The sequence below is a fragment of the Massilia sp. genome (genome assembly GCF_031995545.1).
Lineage (GTDB): Bacteria > Pseudomonadota > Gammaproteobacteria > Burkholderiales > Burkholderiaceae_D > Telluria.
Window position 1 is genome coordinate 202995 of record NZ_DAMAGA010000003.1, and the last position, 18767, is coordinate 221761.

Annotated in this window: 24 protein-coding genes; 12 read left to right on the top strand and 12 right to left on the bottom strand. The window is 65.5% G+C overall.

Annotation, left to right across the window (positions count from 1 at the left end; translation table 11 throughout):
* The first annotated feature begins 211 nt into the window (after positions 1 to 211).
* The 10 genes from RTQ83_RS04385 to pqqE all read left to right on the top strand — a co-directional run bounded on the left by RTQ83_RS04385 (position 212) and on the right by pqqE (position 7442).
* Complete coding sequence (locus RTQ83_RS04385) at positions 212 to 514, top strand: YciI-like protein (protein WP_312511465.1); 303 nt, start codon at positions 212 to 214, stop codon at positions 512 to 514.
* 67 nt (positions 515 to 581) lie between these two features.
* Entirely contained in the window at positions 582 to 1310 is a 729-nt protein-coding gene (locus tag RTQ83_RS04390; protein WP_312511466.1) for a DUF969 domain-containing protein, read from the top strand.
* Positions 1307 to 2263 (top strand): DUF979 domain-containing protein, encoded by a 957-nt coding sequence (locus tag RTQ83_RS04395; protein WP_312511467.1) that lies wholly within the window; start codon positions 1307 to 1309, stop codon positions 2261 to 2263. Before RTQ83_RS04390 ends, RTQ83_RS04395 begins: the two co-directional genes overlap by 4 nt.
* Positions 2263 to 2919: a pyroglutamyl-peptidase I gene (gene pcp / locus RTQ83_RS04400; RefSeq protein WP_312511581.1), complete on the top strand. Its 657-nt coding sequence runs from the start codon at positions 2263 to 2265 to the stop codon at positions 2917 to 2919. The genes RTQ83_RS04395 and pcp overlap by 1 nt, the downstream gene beginning before the upstream one ends.
* Before the next feature lie 23 nt (positions 2920 to 2942).
* A complete protein-coding gene (locus RTQ83_RS04405) occupies positions 2943 to 4049 on the top strand; it encodes a serine hydrolase domain-containing protein (RefSeq protein ID WP_312511468.1) in 1107 nt (368 codons plus the stop codon).
* Positions 4050 to 4213: 164 nt separating this feature from the next.
* Entirely contained in the window at positions 4214 to 4288 is a 75-nt protein-coding gene (gene pqqA / locus RTQ83_RS24280) for a pyrroloquinoline quinone precursor peptide PqqA (RefSeq protein ID WP_409456078.1), read from the top strand.
* A gap of 85 nt (positions 4289 to 4373) precedes the next feature.
* Positions 4374 to 5288: a pyrroloquinoline quinone biosynthesis protein PqqB gene (pqqB, locus tag RTQ83_RS04410; protein ID WP_312511470.1), complete on the top strand. Its 915-nt coding sequence runs from the start codon at positions 4374 to 4376 to the stop codon at positions 5286 to 5288.
* On the top strand, positions 5285 to 6013 hold the full coding sequence (gene pqqC / locus RTQ83_RS04415; RefSeq protein WP_312511472.1) for a pyrroloquinoline-quinone synthase PqqC: 729 nt from the start codon (positions 5285 to 5287) through the stop codon (positions 6011 to 6013). Before pqqB ends, pqqC begins: the two co-directional genes overlap by 4 nt.
* Positions 6010 to 6279: a pyrroloquinoline quinone biosynthesis peptide chaperone PqqD gene (gene pqqD / locus RTQ83_RS04420; protein WP_312511474.1), complete on the top strand. Its 270-nt coding sequence runs from the start codon at positions 6010 to 6012 to the stop codon at positions 6277 to 6279. Before pqqC ends, pqqD begins: the two co-directional genes overlap by 4 nt.
* A complete protein-coding gene (gene pqqE / locus RTQ83_RS04425; protein WP_312511475.1) occupies positions 6279 to 7442 on the top strand; it encodes a pyrroloquinoline quinone biosynthesis protein PqqE in 1164 nt (387 codons plus the stop codon). The genes pqqD and pqqE overlap by 1 nt, the downstream gene beginning before the upstream one ends.
* Here the strand turns inward: pqqE and RTQ83_RS04430 are convergent, their stop codons facing one another.
* Both RTQ83_RS04430 and RTQ83_RS04435 read right to left on the bottom strand, forming a co-directional pair.
* Positions 7443 to 7691 carry a hypothetical protein gene (locus tag RTQ83_RS04430; protein WP_312511476.1) on the bottom strand — a complete coding sequence of 83 codons (249 nt, stop codon included), beginning with the start codon at positions 7689 to 7691 and terminating at the stop codon, positions 7443 to 7445. It lies immediately after the preceding gene.
* Positions 7692 to 7761: 70 nt separating this feature from the next.
* A complete protein-coding gene (locus tag RTQ83_RS04435; RefSeq protein WP_312511477.1) occupies positions 7762 to 8079 on the bottom strand; it encodes an EthD family reductase in 318 nt (105 codons plus the stop codon).
* Positions 8080 to 8177: 98 nt separating this feature from the next.
* Between RTQ83_RS04435 and RTQ83_RS04440 the strand changes: the two genes are divergently transcribed.
* Positions 8178 to 8906 carry a hypothetical protein gene (locus RTQ83_RS04440; protein ID WP_312511478.1) on the top strand — a complete coding sequence of 243 codons (729 nt, stop codon included), beginning with the start codon at positions 8178 to 8180 and terminating at the stop codon, positions 8904 to 8906.
* Here the strand turns inward: RTQ83_RS04440 and RTQ83_RS04445 are convergent, their stop codons facing one another.
* From RTQ83_RS04445 to RTQ83_RS04455, 3 genes are read right to left on the bottom strand one after another with little or no spacing between them, the layout of a single operon-like run.
* Positions 8907 to 9170 (bottom strand): hypothetical protein, encoded by a 264-nt coding sequence (locus tag RTQ83_RS04445; RefSeq protein ID WP_312511479.1) that lies wholly within the window; start codon positions 9168 to 9170, stop codon positions 8907 to 8909.
* Positions 9171 to 9184: 14 nt separating this feature from the next.
* Positions 9185 to 9661: a hypothetical protein gene (locus RTQ83_RS04450; RefSeq protein ID WP_312511481.1), complete on the bottom strand. Its 477-nt coding sequence runs from the start codon at positions 9659 to 9661 to the stop codon at positions 9185 to 9187.
* Positions 9662 to 9700: 39 nt separating this feature from the next.
* Complete coding sequence (locus RTQ83_RS04455) at positions 9701 to 10126, bottom strand: DUF2141 domain-containing protein (protein WP_312511482.1); 426 nt, start codon at positions 10124 to 10126, stop codon at positions 9701 to 9703.
* 152 nt (positions 10127 to 10278) lie between these two features.
* Between RTQ83_RS04455 and RTQ83_RS04460 the strand changes: the two genes are divergently transcribed.
* Complete coding sequence (locus RTQ83_RS04460) at positions 10279 to 10827, top strand: sterol desaturase family protein (protein WP_312511483.1); 549 nt, start codon at positions 10279 to 10281, stop codon at positions 10825 to 10827.
* On the opposite strand, the gene crtB is transcribed toward RTQ83_RS04460, so the two are convergent.
* From crtB to RTQ83_RS04495, 7 genes are all read right to left on the bottom strand, one after another.
* Positions 10718 to 11692, bottom strand: a complete 975-nt coding sequence (crtB, locus tag RTQ83_RS04465) for a 15-cis-phytoene synthase CrtB (protein ID WP_312511485.1) — start codon at positions 11690 to 11692, stop codon at positions 10718 to 10720. The genes RTQ83_RS04460 and crtB overlap by 110 nt on opposite strands.
* Positions 11689 to 13191 (bottom strand): phytoene desaturase, encoded by a 1503-nt coding sequence (locus RTQ83_RS04470; RefSeq protein ID WP_312511487.1) that lies wholly within the window; start codon positions 13189 to 13191, stop codon positions 11689 to 11691. The genes crtB and RTQ83_RS04470 overlap by 4 nt, the downstream gene beginning before the upstream one ends.
* Positions 13188 to 14357 (bottom strand): lycopene beta-cyclase CrtY, encoded by a 1170-nt coding sequence (gene crtY, locus RTQ83_RS04475; RefSeq protein ID WP_312511489.1) that lies wholly within the window; start codon positions 14355 to 14357, stop codon positions 13188 to 13190. The genes RTQ83_RS04470 and crtY overlap by 4 nt, the downstream gene beginning before the upstream one ends.
* Entirely contained in the window at positions 14350 to 15642 is a 1293-nt protein-coding gene (locus tag RTQ83_RS04480) for a glycosyltransferase (protein WP_312511490.1), read from the bottom strand. The genes crtY and RTQ83_RS04480 overlap by 8 nt, the downstream gene beginning before the upstream one ends.
* Before the next feature lie 45 nt (positions 15643 to 15687).
* Positions 15688 to 16701 carry a polyprenyl synthetase family protein gene (locus RTQ83_RS04485; protein ID WP_312511492.1) on the bottom strand — a complete coding sequence of 338 codons (1014 nt, stop codon included), beginning with the start codon at positions 16699 to 16701 and terminating at the stop codon, positions 15688 to 15690.
* Positions 16702 to 16917: 216 nt separating this feature from the next.
* Complete coding sequence (locus tag RTQ83_RS04490; protein ID WP_312511494.1) at positions 16918 to 17826, bottom strand: LysR family transcriptional regulator; 909 nt, start codon at positions 17824 to 17826, stop codon at positions 16918 to 16920.
* A 22-nt stretch (positions 17827 to 17848) separates the two neighbouring features.
* On the bottom strand, positions 17849 to 18766 hold the full coding sequence (locus tag RTQ83_RS04495; protein ID WP_312511495.1) for a pseudouridine-5'-phosphate glycosidase: 918 nt from the start codon (positions 18764 to 18766) through the stop codon (positions 17849 to 17851).
* Position 18767 lies beyond the last annotated feature (1 nt).

The following is an 18767-nucleotide window of genomic DNA, read 5'->3' on the forward strand; positions in this document are numbered from 1 at the left end:
TTTATGTGCGGCATGTAGCACTGTGGAATCAAACATGCGGAACGGGTCAAAAAGTTGTTTTAGTCCAACATTTCGGGCGTGTTGCCCGCTGTGGCTGCTGGCCTGACTCCGGCACCGATTGCGCACAACGTCTTCACGGCAGCACCTGCCACCCAATTCCAGTACCATCCACTCATCCCGGCACAGACCGCCACAACCTTGGAGACCTCCCGTGCACTACCTCCTGATGTACGACCTCGCCCCCGACTACCTCGAACGCCGCGGCGAATTCCGCGACGCCCACTTGAAGCTGGCCTGGGAGGCTCAGGAACGTGGCGAACTGATCCTGGCAGGCGCGGTGGCCGAACCGGCCGACAAGGCGGTGCTGGTATTCCAGGCCGACAGCGCCGAAACCGTGCAGCTGTTCGCCGCCAAGGACCCCTACGTCACCCACGGCCTGGTGCGCGCCTTCCATGTGCGCCAATGGAATACGGTGGTCGGCGACCTCGCCACCAATCCGGTCCGCCCCGACTGAAACTGCGGCAAGCCGCTCATGGACATCATGTAATATTGCCCGGCTTTCATAACCAGCCGGAGCGTTCATGGATTCAAGCGTCAACCTGTGGCCGCTGCTCGGTGTGGCAGTCGTGGTCGCGGGCTTTCTGTTGCGGGCCAACCCGGTGCTGGTCGCCGTGGCGGCCTGCGGCGTCACCGGCGCGGCCGCCGCCATGCCGTTCGTCGCCCTGCTCGAGTCGCTCGGCAACGCCTTCGTGAAGACCCGCAACCTGCCCTTGATCCTGCTGCTGCCGGTGGCCGCCATCGGCCTTTTGGAACGCTATGGCCTGCGCAACCGCGCCCAGGCCGTGATCGCCGGCGTCAAATCGGCCACCGCCGGGCGCCTGTTGATCGTCTACCTGCTCGCGCGCGAAAGCACTGCCGCCATGGGCTTGACCAGCCTCGGCGGCCACCCGAACATGGTGCGTCCGCTGGTGGCGCCGATGGCTGAAGCGGCCGCCGAGACCCAGTACGGCGCGCTGCCCGAATGCCTGCGCCACCGCATCCGCGCCATGTCGGCCGCCACCGACAACGTCGGCCTGTTCTTCGGCGAAGACATCTTCGTCGCCTTCGGCGCCATCGTGCTGATGCACACCATCCTGCAGGCCGAAGGCATCGAGGTCAATCCGCTGCACATCGCGCTGTGGGGCATCCCGACCGCGATCAGCGCCTTCATCATCCACGCCTGGAACCTGCGCCGCCTGGACGCCCAGCTGCGCCGTGAACTGGGTGCGCGCAAGGACGCCGCCGCAACGGTGGAGCAGGGCGCCGCATGACCCTCACCATCGACCACCTGTACATCGTCATCGGCCTGCTGCTGGGCGCGGTCGGCGTGATGAACCTGCTGGACCGCAGCAATCCGCGCCGTTTCACCACCGCGCTGTTCTGGGGCCTGTACGCCACCCTGTACCTGGCCGGCGAGCGCATCGCGCCGGCCTGGATCGGCGCCCTGATGATCGCGATGGCGCTGCTGGCCGGCTTCGGTGGCGTGCGTGCCGGCAAGCCTTCCGTGCTGTCCGATACGGCGCGCGCCGCCAGCGCCGCGCGCCTGGGCAACCGCCTGTTCATCCCGGCGCTGCTACTGCCATTGGTGACCGTGATCGGCGCCACGGTGCTCAGGGACGTGCAGATCGGCGGCCTGCCGCTGCTCGACCCGGCCCACCTGACCCTGGCCAGTCTCGGCTGCGGCGCGCTGGTGGCGCTCTTGACCGCCTGCTGGCTGACGCGCGCCACGCCGCTGCAGGGCGTGCGCGAAGCGCGGCGCCTGATCGACGCCATGGGCTGGGCGGTGGTGCTGCCGCACGTGCTGGCGGTGCTGGGGCTGCTGTTTTCCGAGGCCGGCGTCGGCAAGGCGGTGGCGCACCTGACCACCTCCTACATCGGCCTCGAGACGCGCTTCGTCGCGGCGGCCGTGTTCTGCATCGGCATGGCGCTGTTCACGATCGTGATGGGCAACGGCTTCGCGGCCTTCCCGGTGATGGCGGGCGGGGTCGGCATCCCGGTGCTGATCGGCGTGTTCGGCGCCAACCCGGCGGTGATGGCGGCGATCGGCATGTTCAGCGCGTATTGCGGTACCCTGATGACGCCGATGGCGGCCAACTTCAACATCGTCCCGGCGGCGCTGCTGGAACTGCCGGACAAGAACGCGGTGATCCGCGCCCAGATCCCGACCGCGCTGCCGCTCCTGGTGGTGAACATCTTCCTGCTCTACTTTTTGATGAACCGATGATCAAGACCGTACTGCTTACCGGCTTCGAGCCGTTCAACAAGGCCAGCATCAACCCGGCGTGGGAAGCGGTGCGCGCGCTGGAAGGCTGGCAGGGGGAGGCCGGCGGCCACCACTTCCGGGTCGAGGTGCGCCAGCTGCCGTGCGTGTTCGGCGACGCGAACGAGGCGATCGCGGCGATGGTCAATGAACTGCATCCCGATGTCGTGATCGCGGTGGGACAGGCCGGCGGGCGGGCCGAGATCTCGGTCGAGCGGGTGGCGATCAATGTCGACGATGCGTCGATCCTCGACAACGATGGGCAGCAGCCGGTCGATGCGCGCATCGCCGAAGACGGGCCGGCGGCGTATTTTTCGACGCTGCCGATCAAGGCCATCGTGCGGGCAATGCGTGCTAAAGGCTTGATCGCCGGGGTGTCGCAGACTGCCGGCACGTTCGTGTGCAACCACGTGTTCTATGGCCTGATGCACCACGTGGCGGGGCAGCAGATCAAGGCCGGCTTCATCCACGTGCCGTTCCTGCCGGAGCAGGCCGCCGCGCGCCCGGATGCGCCGCCGTCGATGGCGCTGGAGCAGATCGTGGCCGGTATCCGTACTGCCGTGGAGGTGACGCTGCAAACGGGCGAGGACGTTGTCGAGGCCGGTGGCGCGACCCACTGAGCGGAAGATTTGACATGCATGCAATGATGAAACCGTTGGCATTCGCGCTGTGTTTTCCGCTGTTGGCGCTGGCAGCGCCGGGCACTCCACCGTCTCTGACCGGCTCGCTCGACCGCATCATTGCGAGCCATCACGCGCCGGACATGCCGGGCGTCGCCGCCCTGGTGCTCCAGCAAGGCAAGCCGGTGCTGCGCAAAGGCTATGGCATGGCCAACCTGGAGCTGGGCGTCCGCGTCACGCCCGAGCATGTGTTTCGCATCGGCTCGACCACCAAGCTGTTCACGGCCACCGCCATCATGCTGCTGGTCGACGACGGCAAGCTTGCCCTGGACGCGCCGATCGCACGCTACTTCCCCGACGCGCCCGCGCAATGGGCCAAGGTCACGGTCGAGCATTTGCTGACGCACACCAGCGGCATTCCGGACGCATCGATGGATTCGGGCTACTGGCGCATCGGAGCCAGGCTGGACCACACGCCCGAGGAGCTGGTCGCGCCCGTGCGTTCGCGTCCGCTCGACTTCGAGCCGGGTACCCGCTTCGTCTACAACAACACGGGCTACAACCTGCTCGGGTTGCTGATCGAGAAGATCTCGGGCCAGGAGTTTTTTGCGTTCGTCGACGCACGCATCGTGCAGCCGCTGGGGCTGAAACATACCGCGAGCGGCAGCGACCAGCAGCTGATCCCGGGCCTGGTCACGGGCTACCGGGCCGGTCCCAAGCCTGCATGGCCGATCGCCACCGCCAATTTCTATGCGGCCGGCGGCCTGGTCAGCACGGTGGACGATCTGGCGGCGTTCATGCTGGCGTTGCAGGGCGGGAAAATCGTGTCGCGCGCCGGCGTGGAGCGGATGAATACCGGCTATGTCCTGGCCAATGGCAAGCAGACCGAATACGGATATGGCGAATGGGTCCGGCAAGTCAACGGCAAGCGCCTGGTCGGCCATGGCGGCTATATCTTCAGTTTTTATAGCCAGCTCGAGATGGACATCGATTCGGGCATCGTCGTCGTCACGCTTCATAACGGCGACCGGTTCGGCGGCGATAACGAGAAGATGAGCAAGCAGCTGATCATGGAAGTGCAGCGCCTGGTGCCTGCGGCATCGGTCGGCGCAAGTTCGTCGAAACTGTAAAAATTCACCGGCGATCCGCCTGTAGCACCCGCAGTAAGTACGCCCGCACGACAGCCCGCTACTGTTGTGCAGGATCGTTAAGAGTAAGTCACAATAAAGCGTAGTCTTTGTGAACGACTACTGTTGGACCACGTCATCACTATCCATTCAACAGGAGGCTTACTATGAACTGGGAAACACCTCAGGCAATCGATTTCCGTTGGGGTTTTGAAATCACGATGTACGTTTTCAACCGTTAATGCGCAAGTCCGGCAAGTGCCGATCGCTTGATCGGTGCTTGCTCGCAGGCTATGCGATCACCATGCCGAAAGGTGGGATGCGCCGTTGAAAATCCGTGTCTTAGGTTCCGCCGCCGGGGGAGGTTTCCCTCAGTGGAACTGCAATTGCCTGAACTGTGACGGCGTGCGCAATGGCACGATCCAGGCCGTCAGCCGTACCCAGTCGTCGATCGCCGTGAGCGACGATGGCGTCGACTGGTTGCTGGTCAACGCGTCGCCCGACATCCTGACGCAGATCCGCGCCACGCCCGCCCTGCAGCCTGCCCGCGCCGTACGCGATACCGGCATTGCTGCGGTGCTGTTGATGGATGCGCAGATCGACCACGTCACTGGCCTTCTGATGCTGCGCGAGCGCGGCGCGCCGCTACCCTTGTATGCAACCCAGGAAGTGCTGGCCGACCTGTCGCAAGCCTTGCCGCTGATCCGCGTGCTGAGTCACTACTGCGGCGTCGATGCGCGTGAGCTGGCGATCGATGGCGCGGCACTGTCGATTGCGCCGCTGCATAGCACGACCGTGCTGCCGGTCCCGCTGCTGAGCAAGGCGCCGCCGTATTCCTCGCACCGCGAGGACCCGCATCCGGGCGACAACATTGGACTCATGCTGCATGACGGCGCCAGCGGTGCGCGCGTGTTCTATGCGCCGGGCCTGGGCAATATGACCGAGGCGGTGGAAGCGGCGATGCGCCAGGCCGACGTGCTGCTGGTCGATGGCACCTGCTGGAGCGACGACGAAATGATCACGCTCGGCCTGTCGAAAAAGACGGCGCAGATGATGGGCCACCTGCCGCAATCGGGGCCGGGCGGCATGATCGACGTGCTGGACCGCATGCCGGCGCGGCGCAAGATTCTCATTCACATCAACAACAGCAATCCGATCCTGCGCGAGGATTCGCCCGAGCGCGCTGAATTGAACGCGCACGGCATCGAGGTGGCGTTCGACGGCATGGAAATCACGCTATGACGCTTTCCTTCAACAATGAGGCTGACCAGGCGCCCTGGTCGCGCGACGAATTCGAACGCCAGTTGCGGGCGATGGGAAAGAGCTACCATATCCATCACCCGTTCAACCTGCGCATGAATGCCGGCGAATGTTCGCCCGAGCAGATCCGCGGCTGGATCGCCAACCGCTTTTATTACCAGTTCATTATCCCGAAAAAGGATGCGGCGATCCTGTCCAATTGCGACGACCGCGCCACGCGTCGCCTGTGGATCGCGCGCATTCTGGATCATGACGGCTACGATGATTATCAGGGCGATGCTCAGGGCGGCATGGAAGCCTGGACCCAATTGGGCGAAGCGGCCGGCATTCCGCGCGCCGAGTTATGGTCGCTGCAGCACGTGGTGCCGGCGGTGCGATTCGCCTGTGACGCATATGTCGATTTCGCGCGCCGCGCGCCGTGGCAGGAGGCGGTCTGCTCGTCGCTGACCGAAATGTTCGCGCCGCAGATCCACAAGGACCGCCTGGCCGGCTGGCCGGCCCATTATCCGTGGGTCGAATCGGAAGGCCTGACGTATTTCCGCAGCCGCATTCCGCTGGCCCAGCGCGACGTCGAACATGGCTTGTCCGTGACCCTCGATTATTTCACCACGCGCCGGCAACAGCAGCGCGCACTCGATATCCTGAAATTCAAGCTGGATATCCTGTGGGCCATGCTGGACGCGATCGAAAAAGCCTACCCGACATGAGTGAACTACGATTTCCCGCCACCCCGGCCATGAGCCGGCGCTTTCGCCTGCAATGGGAAGACGCGCAGCAATGCCACGTGCTGCTGTACCCGGAAGGGATGGTGAAACTGAATGGCAGCGCCGCCGAAATCCTGAAATGCTGCGACGGCCAGACGCCGGTCGACCAGATCGTCAGCGACCTGGAAACCAAGTTCCAGCGAACCGGTCTGCGTCCCGACATCGAAGGCTTGCTGGCCCACGCTTACCAGCATAAATGGATCGAGTGATGCTGCCGATCCCTGCCGCTAAACCGGGTGCGTCGGCGGTATCGCCGCCGTTCTGGCTGTTGGCCGAACTGACCTATCAATGCCCGCTGCATTGCGCCTTCTGCTATAACCCGCTCGATTACGACGCCGTGCGCAATGAATTGACGACCGGCGATTGGGTGCGCGTGATGCGCGAGGCGCGCGCACTGGGCGCGGTGCAGCTGGGCTTTTCGGGCGGCGAGCCCTTGAATCGCGACGACCTCGAGGAACTGGTGGCCGAAGCGCGCCGCCTCGGCTTCTACAGCAACCTGATCACCTCAGGCGTCGGCCTGAATGAAACGCGCATCGCCGCGCTCAAGAACGCCGGGCTGGATCATATCCAGCTGTCGTTCCAGGATTCGACGCGCGAACTCAACGATTTCCTGAGCAGCACCAGGACTTTCGACCTCAAGATGAAAGTGGCGAAGCTGATCAAGCAATACGATTACCCGATGGTGATGAATTGCGTGCTGCACCGCTATAACCTGCCGCACGTCGGCAAGATCATCGACATGGCGCTGGCGCTCGGCGCCGAATACCTGGAGCTGGCCAATACCCAGTATTACGGCTGGGCGATGAAGAACCGCGCCCAGTTGATGCCGACGCTGGAGCAGGTGCGCGAAGCCGAACGCGTGGTGGAAGAATATCGCGCGCGTATCGGCGACGAATGCAAGCTGCTGTTCGTGGTGCCGGATTATTTCGAGAATCGCCCCAAGGCCTGCATGAATGGCTGGGGCTCGGTGTTTCTCGGCGTGGCGCCCGATGGCGCAGCGCTGCCGTGCCATAACGCGCGCGGCTTGCCGGGATTGAATCTGCCGAATGTGCGCGACATGGCGCTGAGCGAGATCTGGCGCGACAGCCATGCCTTCAATGCCTATCGCGGCAACGACTGGATGCAGGAACCCTGCCGCAGCTGCGATGAAAAGGGGCGCGACCTCGGCGGCTGCCGCTGCCAGGCGTTCATGATGGCCGGCGACGCGGCGGCGACCGATCCGGTGTGCAGCAAGTCGCCCAAGCGCGACCGGGTGGATCAGGTGATCCGTTTCGCCAGCCAACCCAATGCCGGGCTGGATGGCGCCGACATCGTCGAGCAGCCGATCCTGTTCCGCACGAATGCCAATTCGCGCAGCTTGGGTAGCGCGTGATTACTGCCCGAGGCAGATGATCCTGGTGTCGTATTCGTGGGCGTTGCCTTTCTTCCTGGTGGCCCACGCGATCGCTTCATTGGCTTCGGCGACCGTCATGACAGTCGCTTTTTCCTTGTTTTTGATAAAGGAAACGCCTTCGAATTTGCCTTCCTTGCTGCGCATGACCTTGGCGAATACGGGTGGGGATTTGCCGTCGTCGGTGCGCTTGTTTTGCTGGACGAGGTAACGCTGGTCGAGGTTTTCCATAACTGTGTTTCCGTGCTGGGGGATCAAGGCCGCATTGTACGGCGTCCCGGTCCCCGGCATGAAAAGGCGTTCAACCCACCAGCACGTCGCTGATCTGGATGATCGGCTTCTGGTTGGTGTAGTTGGGAATGTCGCCCATGATGGTCTTGGTGTGCGGGCCGAAGCCGGCCTGGAACGCATCGACCGAATCGCAGAACAGGTGTCCCATGGCGATATAGGGCGCATTGTTCTCGGGCGTGGCGGAGGAGGGCGCCCGGTCGACCGTATAGAACTTCAGATGATCGGCCATCAGCTCCTTCACCATGGGCATGTGCCGCTCGCAATAATAGGCCTCGTCGAAATGGGCGTCGGGACCGTTCGGGTACATCACGCTCACCTTGATCATCATCCTTCTCCTGGTTGAAGTGGTTCGGCTGGTCGATCTCATCGTGCGCCGTCGAGCGCGGCTTTGCAAGCGGCGCGCTGCAGTCTTGTCGCAGTCCGGGCGTGGAAATCGTTGCATTTTCGACGGCTGTTCCAATGCTATGCTCGCCGCTGCATGCGTCACGTGAGAATGTGGCCGTCACCAGTCAATCCGACAGTGTCCACCGTGTACAGCGCCAGCCTATGAAAATGAAGAATCTGCATGACCGCCTTCGTCTCTCCGCCATTGCCGCCTTGATCCTGGCAGCGGGCATACCAGCGTCGGCCGCTGATCTGATGAGCCAGGAAATATGCAAGGAAGTCGTGCCGCTGGTGGCCAGGCAGTTTGCCGGGACACTGCAGCCGATCCGGCGCGAGGGTCATTGCATGGCAGGCGACTTCAATGGCGATGGCACGCCGGATGTCATCATGGTGGTCAAGGTGCTGGTCGCCAAGGTGCCGGCCAACACTGGCATCAAAACCGTGAACACGTTCGGGGATAGCGGCGGTGGAAAAGACCGCCTGCAGTTTTTGGCGCTGCATTCGACGTCCAGTGTCGCCAACGCCAAATGGGACAAAAATTATGCCCGGCTACTGCTGGACGGCGATTCGCCGATCCTGGTCTTGCGCCGCGAAGAGATGACGTCCGACATGCGGCGCGTAACGGCACGCTCGCGCGAAGCGAAGGAATTACAGGTGCCGCGCGGCGCGATGCGCGGCGACGGCGTGCAGCTCGACACCGAAGCCGTCTCCGCCATTCTCTACTGGAATGGCAAGAAGTGGGTATTCCACGAGGATCCGGCAGGGCCCTAATCAGGCCGCCAGACCTTTTTGCAGCAACTCGGCCACTAGCTGGTTCATCTCGACGCCGCGCTCCTTGCTCTGCGCCTGCAGCTGCTGCACCAGTTCGCCATTGAGCTTGACGGCGAACGGCACCAGCCCCAGCGCGCGTTCACGCTCGCGCTGTTCGCGGCGGTCGAGCGCCGGCTTGGCGGCGGTACCAAACGCTGCGCCCTTGGCCGCCATCTGGTTCATGATTTTCTTGGCGTCGCTCTTTGCCAGGTCGGTTTTCTTCATCGCTTGCCTTCATTTCAATTGGATCGAGGCGGCATTTTACCTTCCGTGGTCAGGCGATCCGCCACCACCGCGGTGACCACCGCCTGCAGGACGTGCACCGCCCAGCGTTCGCCGGCCTTGCGCGGTCCCGCCTTGACTTCGCCTTCGGTAATGCCGAGCAGCGGTGCGATGGCGCCGATGTTCACGGCGTACAGGGCGGTGCCGTACAGCGTGCCGAGCGCCGCCGGTGACAGCGACGGCGCCAGTTCCCTCAGCTTCGGCACGGCGGCGGCGAATGCGGCTGATGCGCCCAGGTGGTTGACGAATTCGACCATGCTGGTGCCGCTGTCGCCGATCAGCGCGCGCGAGCCGCTCACGTCGTCGATCCAGTCCACCGCATCGCGGTCGAGCGTCTTGGTCAGCATGCCGCTCTTGCGGCCGGCCTTCATCACTGCCGTCGTCAGCACTCCTGCGATCAGGCCGCCGACGATCGCTGCCGGATATCGTTGCATGGTGTACTCCTTGAAAAAATATGGAATTGGCCGCCTGGTTCAGCGCAGCTTGACGGCGGCGCTGGCCGTTTCGCCGTTCACCGCGAACGCCGCCTCTTCGAAGCTCGGCGGACCGAAGCGGCCGCGCGCGTCGCGGCTGAAGCCGTAGTTTTCTTTCGGAATGCCGACCACGTTGCGGTCCAGCTTGCCGTTATCGTTCTCGTCCTGGTAGGACAGCACGGCCCAGGTGCCGGCCGGGACGTCCTTCACCGTGATCACGTTCTCGCCATCCTTCGCCGGGGCTGTTGCCGAGTACTTGCAATCCTTCAGGAAGGTGTCCTTGTCGCAGACGGCGACCGCCACCTTGCCCTTGCCGCCGACCACGCCGGTGACGCGCACCTCGATGGTGGCCGCGGACGCGGATGCGGTCGCGGCCAGCGCCGCCGAGATGAACAGGGAACGGCTGATAGAACGAAAGACCTTCATGAAGACTCCATTGGTTGAGCAGATTTAGTTGAGCAAACTATTCGTGTATCGCCTTTGACGGCGTTTGTTGTCGCTTTGTCCAGCCGTGCGCGTGGGCCGGCGTGATAGGCTGTGGGCAATCTCATTCCGCCTTCGCTGCCGACCACCCCATCATGCCCACCGTGCTGACAAACACGCTCATCGTCCTGGCCACCATCGCGTTCATGGAAGTGTTTTCCATCGTCGCGCACAAGTACGTGATGCATGGCTTCGGCTGGGGCTGGCATCGCTCGCACCACGAGCCGCGCACCGGCTGGTTCGAGAAGAACGACCTGTTCGCGGTCGTCTTCGCGGGCGTGGCCATCGCCCTGATCTGGTTCGGCACGCGCGGCTACCACCCGCTCGAATGGATCGGCGCCGGGATGACCGCCTACGGCGCCTTGTACTTCGTCGCCCACGACGGCCTGGTGCACCAGCGCTGGCCGTTCCGCTACGTGCCGAAGAGCGGCTACTTCAAGCGGCTGTACCAGGCGCACCGCATGCACCATGCGGTGCCGGGCAAGGACGGCGCGGTGTCGTTCGGCTTCCTGTACGCGCCGCCGGTCGCCAAGCTCAAGCGTCAACTGCAAGACCGCCAACCGCCATCGCTTCGGCACCGCGACCGGGACGCAGCCACAGACCGTCGCGCCGCGCCGGCGACCTCGCTCGAAGACGCGAGCTGAGCGCCTGGGCACCGCCCAGCGCCAGCAGGCGCAGCTTGGCCGCCTTCGACGTGCCGACCCGCTCATCCCACGCGCGCGCGCCGCGCCGTTTGACTTCCACCCCGATCTGGCGATAGACATTGCGCGCGGTGGCGATCGCCCACGCACTGCGTAGCGGCAGGGCGGCGATACCGGTCATCGCCGAGTCGTAATACGGCTCGGCGTAGTCGACCAGGCGCGCGGCCACCTGCGCCAGCGCCGCGCGGTGGCGCGGCAGGCCGATCTCTTCTTGCGGGATGCCCGCTTCGCGCAGCCACTGCGCCGGCAGGTAGCAGCGGCCAATGGCGGCGTCGTCGACGATGTCGCGCGCGATATTCGTCAGCTGGAAGGCCAGTCCCAGGTCGCAGGCGCGATCGAGCACCCGCTCGTCGCGGGCGCCCATGATCGACGCCATCATCAGGCCCACCACGCCGGCCACGTGGTAGCAGTAACGCAGCGTGTCGTCGATGGTCTCGTAGCGCGCCTGGCCCACGTCCATGGCGAAGCCGGCCAGGTGATCGAAGGCATAGCGCGGCGCGATGTGCGAGCCGAGCGCCACTTCCTGGAAGGCGGCGAACGCCGGAATCGGCATCGGCTCGCCCGCGTAGGCGCGCCGGGTCTGGTCGTAGAGCGAATCGAGTTCTGCGCGCGGATCGTGTGCAACCGGCGCCACGACGCCGAAGCCCAGCTCCTGGCCATCGACCACGTCGTCGCAGTGGCGGCACCAGGCATACAGCATCAGCACGCTGCGCCGGGTGGCGGGCGGGAACAGTTTTGCCGCCGCCGCGAAGCTTTTTGACCCGACCTCGATGGTCTGGGTCGCGTGCTGCATCAGCGCTTCGCTCATGCATGCACCTCGCTGAGCATCAGTCCCGCGGTGGCCTTGGCCGAGCCGATCACGCCCGGCACGCCGGCGCCGGGATGGGTACCGGCGCCGACCAGGTACAGGTTGGACAGCTCGGCGTCGCGGTTGTGCGGGCGGAACCACGCGCTCTGGGTCAGGATCGGCTCCAGCGAGAAGGCCGAACCCAGGTGAGCGTTGAGCTGGTCGCGGAAGTCGACAGGGGTGAAGAAGCGGCTGGTGACCAGCTGGCTGCGCAGGCCCGGCATGTAGCGCTTTTCAAGGTAGGCGAAGATGCGGTCGCGGTAGCGCGGGCCTTCCACCGCCCAGTCGATCGGCGCGTTGCCCAGGTGCGGCACCGGCGCCAGCACGTAGTGGCTGCCGCAACCGGGCGGCGCCAGCGAGGGATCGGTGACGCACGGCGCGTGCAGGTACAGCGAGAAGTCGTCGGCCAGGCGCGGGCCGTTGAAGATGTCCTTGATCAGGCCCTTGTAGCGCGCGCCGAAGCAGACGGTATGGTGCTGCAGCTGCTCGTGATGCTTGTCCAGGCCGAAGTACAGCACGAACAGCGAATTGCTCCAGCGTTTCTTGTCCATCGACGCCGCCTGGCTGACGCCGCGCGGGTGCTGGCCGAGCAGCTTGTCGTACGTGTGCATCACGTCGGCGTTCGAGGCCACCGTGTCGGCGCTGAACAGGCGGCCATCCTCGACGCGCACGCCGGTGACGCGGTTGCCCTGCGTCTCGATGCGCGCCACCGGGGCGTTCAGTTCGATCTTGCCGCCCATGTCCTGGAACAGCCGCACCAGGCCTTTGACCAGAGCGCCGGTGCCACCGCGCGGGAACCACACGCCCCAGCGCCGCTCGAGCGCATGGATCAGCGTGTAGATCGAGCTGGTGGCGAACGGATTGCCGCCCACCAGCAGCGAGTGGAACGAGAACGCCTGGCGCAGCTGCTCGTCCTTGACGAAGCGCGACACCATGCCGTACACGCTCTTCCACGCTTCCAGGCGCGCCAGCTGCGGGCCGGCCTGGATCATGTCGCGAAACGACAGGAACGGCACCGCGCCCAGCTTCAGGTAGCCCTCGTCGAACACCGCCTTCGAATACGCCAGGAAGCGCTGGTAGCCGGCCACGTCGTCGGGATTGCGCGCGTGGATCTGGCGGTCCAGTGCTTCCTGGTCGTTGGCGTAATCGAAGTGGCTGCCGTCTTCCCAGCACAGGCGGTAGAACGGCGCCACCGGCAGCATCTCGACATAATCCGACATCTGCTTGCCGCACAGTGTGAACAGCTCTTCGATCGCGGACGGATCGGTGATCACGGTGGGGCCGGCGTCGAACACGAAGCCCTGGTCTTCGTACACATAGGCGCGGCCGCCCGGCTTGTCGCGCTTTTCGAGCAGCGTGGTCTGCACGCCGGCGGCCTGCAGCCGGATGGCCAGGGCCAGTCCGCCGAAGCCGGCGCCGACGACGACGGCGGTCCTTGGATTGATGTTCATCTGGTTCATGCTGCTTTCCTGATCTGGTAAGGGTGTATTTTGCGGACCGCGGTGAAGGCTTCCAGCACCGGCACCGGCGGCTTGCCGGTCAACACGCGCGCCTTGTCGCCGAGGGTCAGGCTGCCGGCGTAGAAGCGCGCGATCAGCGGTGCGGGCAGGCGGTAGAAGCGCTGCATCACGCCCCAGCGGTTGTCGGGACTGCCGGCCAAAAACAGCATGCGGTTGAGCATGCGGAAGAAGCCTTGCCGGCGCCAGGCATCGCGCGCTTCGCTGCGGATCGTGTCGAACACGCTGGCGGCCGACAAATCGGGCAGGGCGGCGATGCGGTCGGCCAGGCGCGCCGCGTGCGGCAGCGAGTAGCCGGTGGTGGCGTGGAACAGGCCGGCGCGCAGGCCGACGCTGGGCTGGCCATCGAGTTCGTCCCAGAAGCGCTCGAAGTCGCCCGCCAGCACGATCGGCAGCGAGCCGGTTTCTTCGCGCAGCACCTGCTCGATCTGCCAGCCGCGCGCCTGCGCATAGGCCGCGATATTGGCGCGCAGGCGTTCCGGCTCCCAGGCGTCGCTGTCGACGTAATGGGTGTCTTCGATCAGCACCCGGTCCGGGCCGAACGGCAGCAGGTAGACGAAGCGGTAGCCGCCTTGCTGGGCGACGCTGGCGTCCATGATGGTGGGACGGGTGAGGCCGTGCGGCTGCGCCAGCCGCACTTCCTGGCCGAGGAAGGTCTGCCAGCCCAGCGCCAGGTGGCCGCTCGGGCGCATGCCGCGGCCGTCGATCACGGCGCGCGCGTGCAGGGTGCGGCCATCGGCCAACTGCACCGAGGTCGGCGTGAGCGACTCGATACGCACACCCGTCATGAGCGCGTCGCCCAGCATGGGCGTGAGGACGCGCGCGAAGTCGCTCGACTCGATGCTGGCGTAGCCGCCGTCGAGGGTGCGCGCGTGCTGCGGAAAGATCACGTCATAGCCCGGCCAGCGCTGCGTCACCAGCGGCGCGATCCAGCGCCGCTGCGCCGCATCGAGGTCGCTGTCGTGGAATGACCAGGTGTGGTTGCCGCCCAGGTGCGCGCCCTGTTCCAGCACCAGGATGCGTAAGGAAGGGCGCTCGGCGCGCAGGCGCCAGGCGATCAGGCCGTTGGCCAGGCCGCCGCCGGCCAGAATGAGATCGGCATCAACCATGGCTGGCCAGCGGCTGCGCTGCTGCTTGCAGGTCGAGCGCGCGTTCGACGATGTCGGCTGCGCGCACGGCGCCGCCGGCCTGGCGGATCTCGTCGGCCAGCGGCGCCATGCGCGCGGCGAACTGCGGCTCATTGAGCAAGCGGCGCAGCTGGTCGCGGATGCGGCCAGTACTCGACACGCGCGCCGAGGCGCGCAGGCCGATGCCGGCGTATTCGATGCGCGCCGCGGCGCCCGGCTGGTCGAAGGCGACCGGCAGCGCCAGGATCGGCGTACGCGCGGCGATCGCTTCCATCACCGTGTTCGAGCCGCCATGCGAGACGATCGCATCGGCGCGGTCCAGCACCTCGAGTTGCGGCACGAAGGCGCTGACGCGCGTGCTGCCGATGCGCTCCAGGGCGCGCGCTTGGCGCTCGTCCAGGCCGCCGCAGTGGGCAATCAGCAGCTGCACGCCGAGCTGGCGGCAGGCGTGGGCGATGCGGCGGAACAGTCCATAGCGCTGGCCCTGCAGCGTGCCGAGCGAAGCGAACACGAAGGGTTTATCGGGGTCGAGCGGCGGCAGGCCGGCATGATTCGGCGCGGCGCCGCCCGCGTTCAGTGGGCCGACATGGTGAAACTGCGGCGGCAGCGCGCGGCGCGGAAAATCGAAGGAGGGCACGGTCTGGCTGATCTGCGCCAGCGCCGACAGGCATTCGTGCAGATTGTCGCGCGGCGCCAGCCCGAAAGCGCGCGCCTGTTCGGCGATCACGCGCCGGTGCGGCCCCATCATCCAGTCATAGACTTTGGTGCTGCCCTCGACCATCTTGCGCGCGCGTTCGCTGTCCTCATACACGAAGGGCATCACCGGCAGCGGAATGTCCGGCTCGCGGTTTACCGGCAGTGCGCACGCCACCGAGATGAACGGCATCTTCAGACCCTCTGCCACCAGGCCGCCGGCCGCTTCCATCTGGTCGGCAATCAGGTAATCGACCTGCAGCGCCTTGAGCGCCGCCGGCAGTTCGCGGCACAGCATCGCGGTGCTCTCGGCCATGTCAAGAATCACGCGGCGCAGTCCGGGCGGGCTGCCCGGATTGGCGGCGCGGTGCAGCGATTCGCCCAGCGAGCCGGGAGGGTGGGTGTCGGCGCCGATCGCATGAAAACCGATGCGCGCGTCGCGCACGTAGACCGAGGCGTCGGGGCGGTGCAGGAAGGTGACACGGTGCCCGCGCCCAATCAGTTCGAGCGCGAGGACGGACAACGAGTTGAAGTGGCTGTAGAACGCGGGTGCGACCACGGCGAAGTGCGCCATGCAGAATCCTCTTTCGTGACTTGGCGGCGCGCCGCCGGTAGCGGCTTAGACGCGCAGTTCGGCCACGCGCAGTTCGCGTGCGACCGGTACCTCGGGCTTGATCTCGGGCTGCTGGCGCTTTTTCGAACCTTGCGCGAACAGGCTGGCCACGAAGCCGCGCGTGCGGCCCTTGGCGCCGACGGCCGCGCCCAGGCAGCGGTCGGCTTCCTGCAGGCAGGCCATCAGGCGGCGCTTGGCTTCGTCGTGGCCGAGGGTATTGATCAGGGTGGCCTTGCCGACATCCTTGCCGGTGTCCTTGCCGGTGACGGCGCTGTCGTTGCCGGCGCCGTCGAGGAAGTCGTCCTTGATCTGGAACGCCTGGCCGGCCGCCAGCGCGAAGGCGCGCAGCTGCTGCGCCACCCGTTCGTCGGCGTGGCAGATGATCGAGGCCATGTCGACCGCGACCCCCAGCAGCAGGCCGGTCTTGAGTTCATTGGTGGTGGCGATCTGCTCGGGCGTACGCGCGCCGCCGTGCAGGTCTTCGTACTGGCCGCGCACCAGGCCCTGGTCGCCCACGGTCTGGGCCAGCGCCGCGACCAGGCGCGAGCGGGTGGCGGGGGCGATGTCCTGGGCCTGGGCCAGCACGCCGAAGGCGCGGCTGAGCAGGGCCACCGAGGCCAGGATGGCGACGTCTTCGCCGTACTGAACGTGGATCGCAGGCTTGCCGCGGCGTAGGCTGGCGTCGTCCATGCAGGGCAGGTCATCCAGCACCAGCGAGGCGGCGTGCACCATCTCGACCGCGCAGGCGACGTCGATCAGGGCCGACGACGAGCAGCCGAGGTCGCGCGCCACCAGCATCAGGAGCAGTGGGCGCATGCGCTTGCCGGCGCTCAGGGCCGAGGTGCGCATGGCTTTCACCAGCATGTCGTTGCGCTCGCCGCTGCCGAGCAGCTGGTCGATGCGCAGTTCGATCGCATCGCGCATGCTGTCCAGGTCGGCGAGATTGTCGAAGTCATCGCGTGCAGGATCGTCGTATGTGTCGATGTCGAGCCCACCGTATCGCCGCGTCGCTGTAGTCATACGGAATCCTGTAAAAATTGATGAACTTGACAACCATCATACCGGAGGCAATGTTAAAAATTAGTTAATTGAACTCAATCGTGCGAGGGTTTAAGAGGGACGAGACGTGTATTTTTCAGGCAACAACGGGACAATGCTGGGACAGGAAAGCGCCAGAAATGCTTCGACCCGCACAAGGCGGGTCGAATCGGGTCAATCGTCGATACATGGAACTGTTCAGCCCGGCTGCTCGTCCGGGAACAGGATCTTGAGGAAGGCGCGCACCACCGGCGCATCGTCCTGCGAGGGATAGCTGATGTACAGGTTGGCCGACGGCGCGTTGGCGTGGATCGGCAGGAAGCGCACACCCGGCCAGCCGATGCGGCTGGTGGTCTCAGGCATCAGCGCCACGCCCAGGCCGGCACCGACCATGGCCAGCAGCGTCTGCGGTTCGGCCGCTTCCTGGAAGATGGTCGGCTCGAAGCCGGCATTCACGCAGCACTGGATCAGGTAGCGCGGCTCGGCCGACTGGTCCAGGTGCAGCGTCAATAAGGGCTCGCCGGCGATCTCCTGCAGCGCCACCGACGCGCGGCCGGCCAGCGGATGGCGTTCGTTAACCGCCACGCACACGTTCTCGCGGAAGCACAGCTCCTGGCGCAGGTTGGCCTGTTTCAGCACGTCGGCCTCGATGCGCGGCTCGCGCCAGAAGCCGACGTCGATCTGTTTATTGCGCAGCGCTTCCCACTGGTCGTTGGGACCGAGTTCGTGGATGGTCCAGGTCACGCGCGGGAACTGGGTCTGGAACTGTTCCAACAGTCCCGGGATCGGCCCCCACATCGCTGAACCGACGATGCCTACCCGCAGCCGTCCGACTTCGCCGCGGTCGATCTGGCGGATGGTCTCGATGGTCATGCGCATCTTGCCCAGCAGCTCGGCCGCTTCGACCATCAGCGCGCGCCCGGCCACGGTCAGCTCGAAGCTGCGCGTGGTGCGCGTGAACAGGCGCACGCCCAGTTCGCTTTCCAGCTTCATGATCTGCTGCGAGAGCGGCGGCTGCGAGATGTGCAGGCGCTCGGCGGCGCGGCTGAAGCTTTTTTCTTCGGCCACCGCCAGGAAGTATTTCAGCTGTTTCAGGTCGATCGACATGTGGGGTGCGCAGGGAGGTGAATCAGGCCGCTTTGTGATTGAGCGCCACCGCCAGGCGCGCGCCGACCAGGGCGTTGTGCTTGACCAGCGCGATATTCGTGGCCAGGCTGCGGCCTTCGGTCAGCTCCTTGATGCGCGCCAGCAGGAACGGCGTCACCGATTTGCCGCTCACGTTCTGCTGCTCCGCTTCCTGCAGCGCCTGGGCGATGATGGCATCGATCTCGCTTGGCTCCATCGCTGATTCGGCAGGTACCGGATTGGCCACCACCACGCCGCCGTCCAGGCCGAGTTGCCACTTGGTGCGGATGAAGGCTGCCTGCGCCTCTGGTGCGTCGAGCTGGAAATCGGCCTTGAAGCCGCTCTCGCGCGTAAAGAAGGCCGGGAAGCCCGGCTGGCCGACGCTGACCACCGGCACGCCGTGGGTCTCGAGGTATTCGAGCGTCAGGCCGATGTCGAGGATCGACTTCACACCGGCGCACACCACCGCGACGCTGGTCTGTGCCAGTTCCTGCAGGTCGGCCGAGATGTCGAAGCTGGTCTCGGCGCCGCGGTGCACGCCGCCGATGCCGCCGGTGACGAACACTTCGATGCCGGCCAGTTGGGCGCAGATCATGGTCGCGGCCACGGTGGTGGCGCCCAGCAGGCCTTGCGACAGCACGAACGGCAGGTCGCGCCGGCTGACCTTGATCGCGTCAGGGGAGGAGCCGAGCGTCTCGAGCTGTTCTTCCGACAGGCCGACGCAGATCTTGCCCTTGATGATGGCGATGGTGGCCGGCACCGCGCCGGCGTCGCGGATCACCTGTTCCACTTCGCGTGCGGTCTGCACGTTCTGCGGGTACGGCATGCCGTGCGAGATGATGGTCGATTCGAGCGCCACGATCGGTTTGCCGGCGGTACGCGCGGCCGCCACTTCGGGCGAGAACAGGAGGAAGGATTGCATG

Bases quoted from the DNA above. Each gene is read 5' to 3' on its own strand.
- RTQ83_RS04390 (WP_312511466.1), top strand. From the start codon at position 582: ATGGATTCAAGCGTCAACCTGTGGCCGCTGCTCGGTGTGGCAGTCGTG.
- RTQ83_RS04395 (WP_312511467.1), top strand. From the start codon at position 1,307: ATGACCCTCACCATCGACCACCTGTACATCGTCATCGGCCTGCTGCTG.
- RTQ83_RS04405 (WP_312511468.1), top strand. From the start codon at position 2,943: ATGATGAAACCGTTGGCATTCGCGCTGTGTTTTCCGCTGTTGGCGCTG.
- pqqC (WP_312511472.1), top strand. From the start codon at position 5,285: ATGACGCTTTCCTTCAACAATGAGGCTGACCAGGCGCCCTGGTCGCGC.
- pqqD (WP_312511474.1), top strand. From the start codon at position 6,010: ATGAGTGAACTACGATTTCCCGCCACCCCGGCCATGAGCCGGCGCTTT.
- pqqE (WP_312511475.1), top strand. From the start codon at position 6,279: ATGCTGCCGATCCCTGCCGCTAAACCGGGTGCGTCGGCGGTATCGCCG.
- RTQ83_RS04430 (WP_312511476.1), bottom strand. From the start codon at position 7,691: ATGGAAAACCTCGACCAGCGTTACCTCGTCCAGCAAAACAAGCGCACC.
- RTQ83_RS04435 (WP_312511477.1), bottom strand. From the start codon at position 8,079: ATGATGATCAAGGTGAGCGTGATGTACCCGAACGGTCCCGACGCCCAT.
- RTQ83_RS04445 (WP_312511479.1), bottom strand. From the start codon at position 9,170: ATGAAGAAAACCGACCTGGCAAAGAGCGACGCCAAGAAAATCATGAAC.
- RTQ83_RS04450 (WP_312511481.1), bottom strand. From the start codon at position 9,661: ATGCAACGATATCCGGCAGCGATCGTCGGCGGCCTGATCGCAGGAGTG.
- RTQ83_RS04455 (WP_312511482.1), bottom strand. From the start codon at position 10,126: ATGAAGGTCTTTCGTTCTATCAGCCGTTCCCTGTTCATCTCGGCGGCG.
- RTQ83_RS04460 (WP_312511483.1), top strand. From the start codon at position 10,279: ATGCCCACCGTGCTGACAAACACGCTCATCGTCCTGGCCACCATCGCG.
- crtB (WP_312511485.1), bottom strand. From the start codon at position 11,692: ATGAGCGAAGCGCTGATGCAGCACGCGACCCAGACCATCGAGGTCGGG.
- RTQ83_RS04470 (WP_312511487.1), bottom strand. From the start codon at position 13,191: ATGAACCAGATGAACATCAATCCAAGGACCGCCGTCGTCGTCGGCGCC.
- crtY (WP_312511489.1), bottom strand. From the start codon at position 14,357: ATGGTTGATGCCGATCTCATTCTGGCCGGCGGCGGCCTGGCCAACGGC.
- RTQ83_RS04480 (WP_312511490.1), bottom strand. From the start codon at position 15,642: ATGGCGCACTTCGCCGTGGTCGCACCCGCGTTCTACAGCCACTTCAAC.
- RTQ83_RS04485 (WP_312511492.1), bottom strand. From the start codon at position 16,701: ATGACTACAGCGACGCGGCGATACGGTGGGCTCGACATCGACACATAC.
- RTQ83_RS04490 (WP_312511494.1), bottom strand. From the start codon at position 17,826: ATGTCGATCGACCTGAAACAGCTGAAATACTTCCTGGCGGTGGCCGAA.
- RTQ83_RS04495 (WP_312511495.1), bottom strand. From the start codon at position 18,766: ATGCAATCCTTCCTCCTGTTCTCGCCCGAAGTGGCGGCCGCGCGTACC.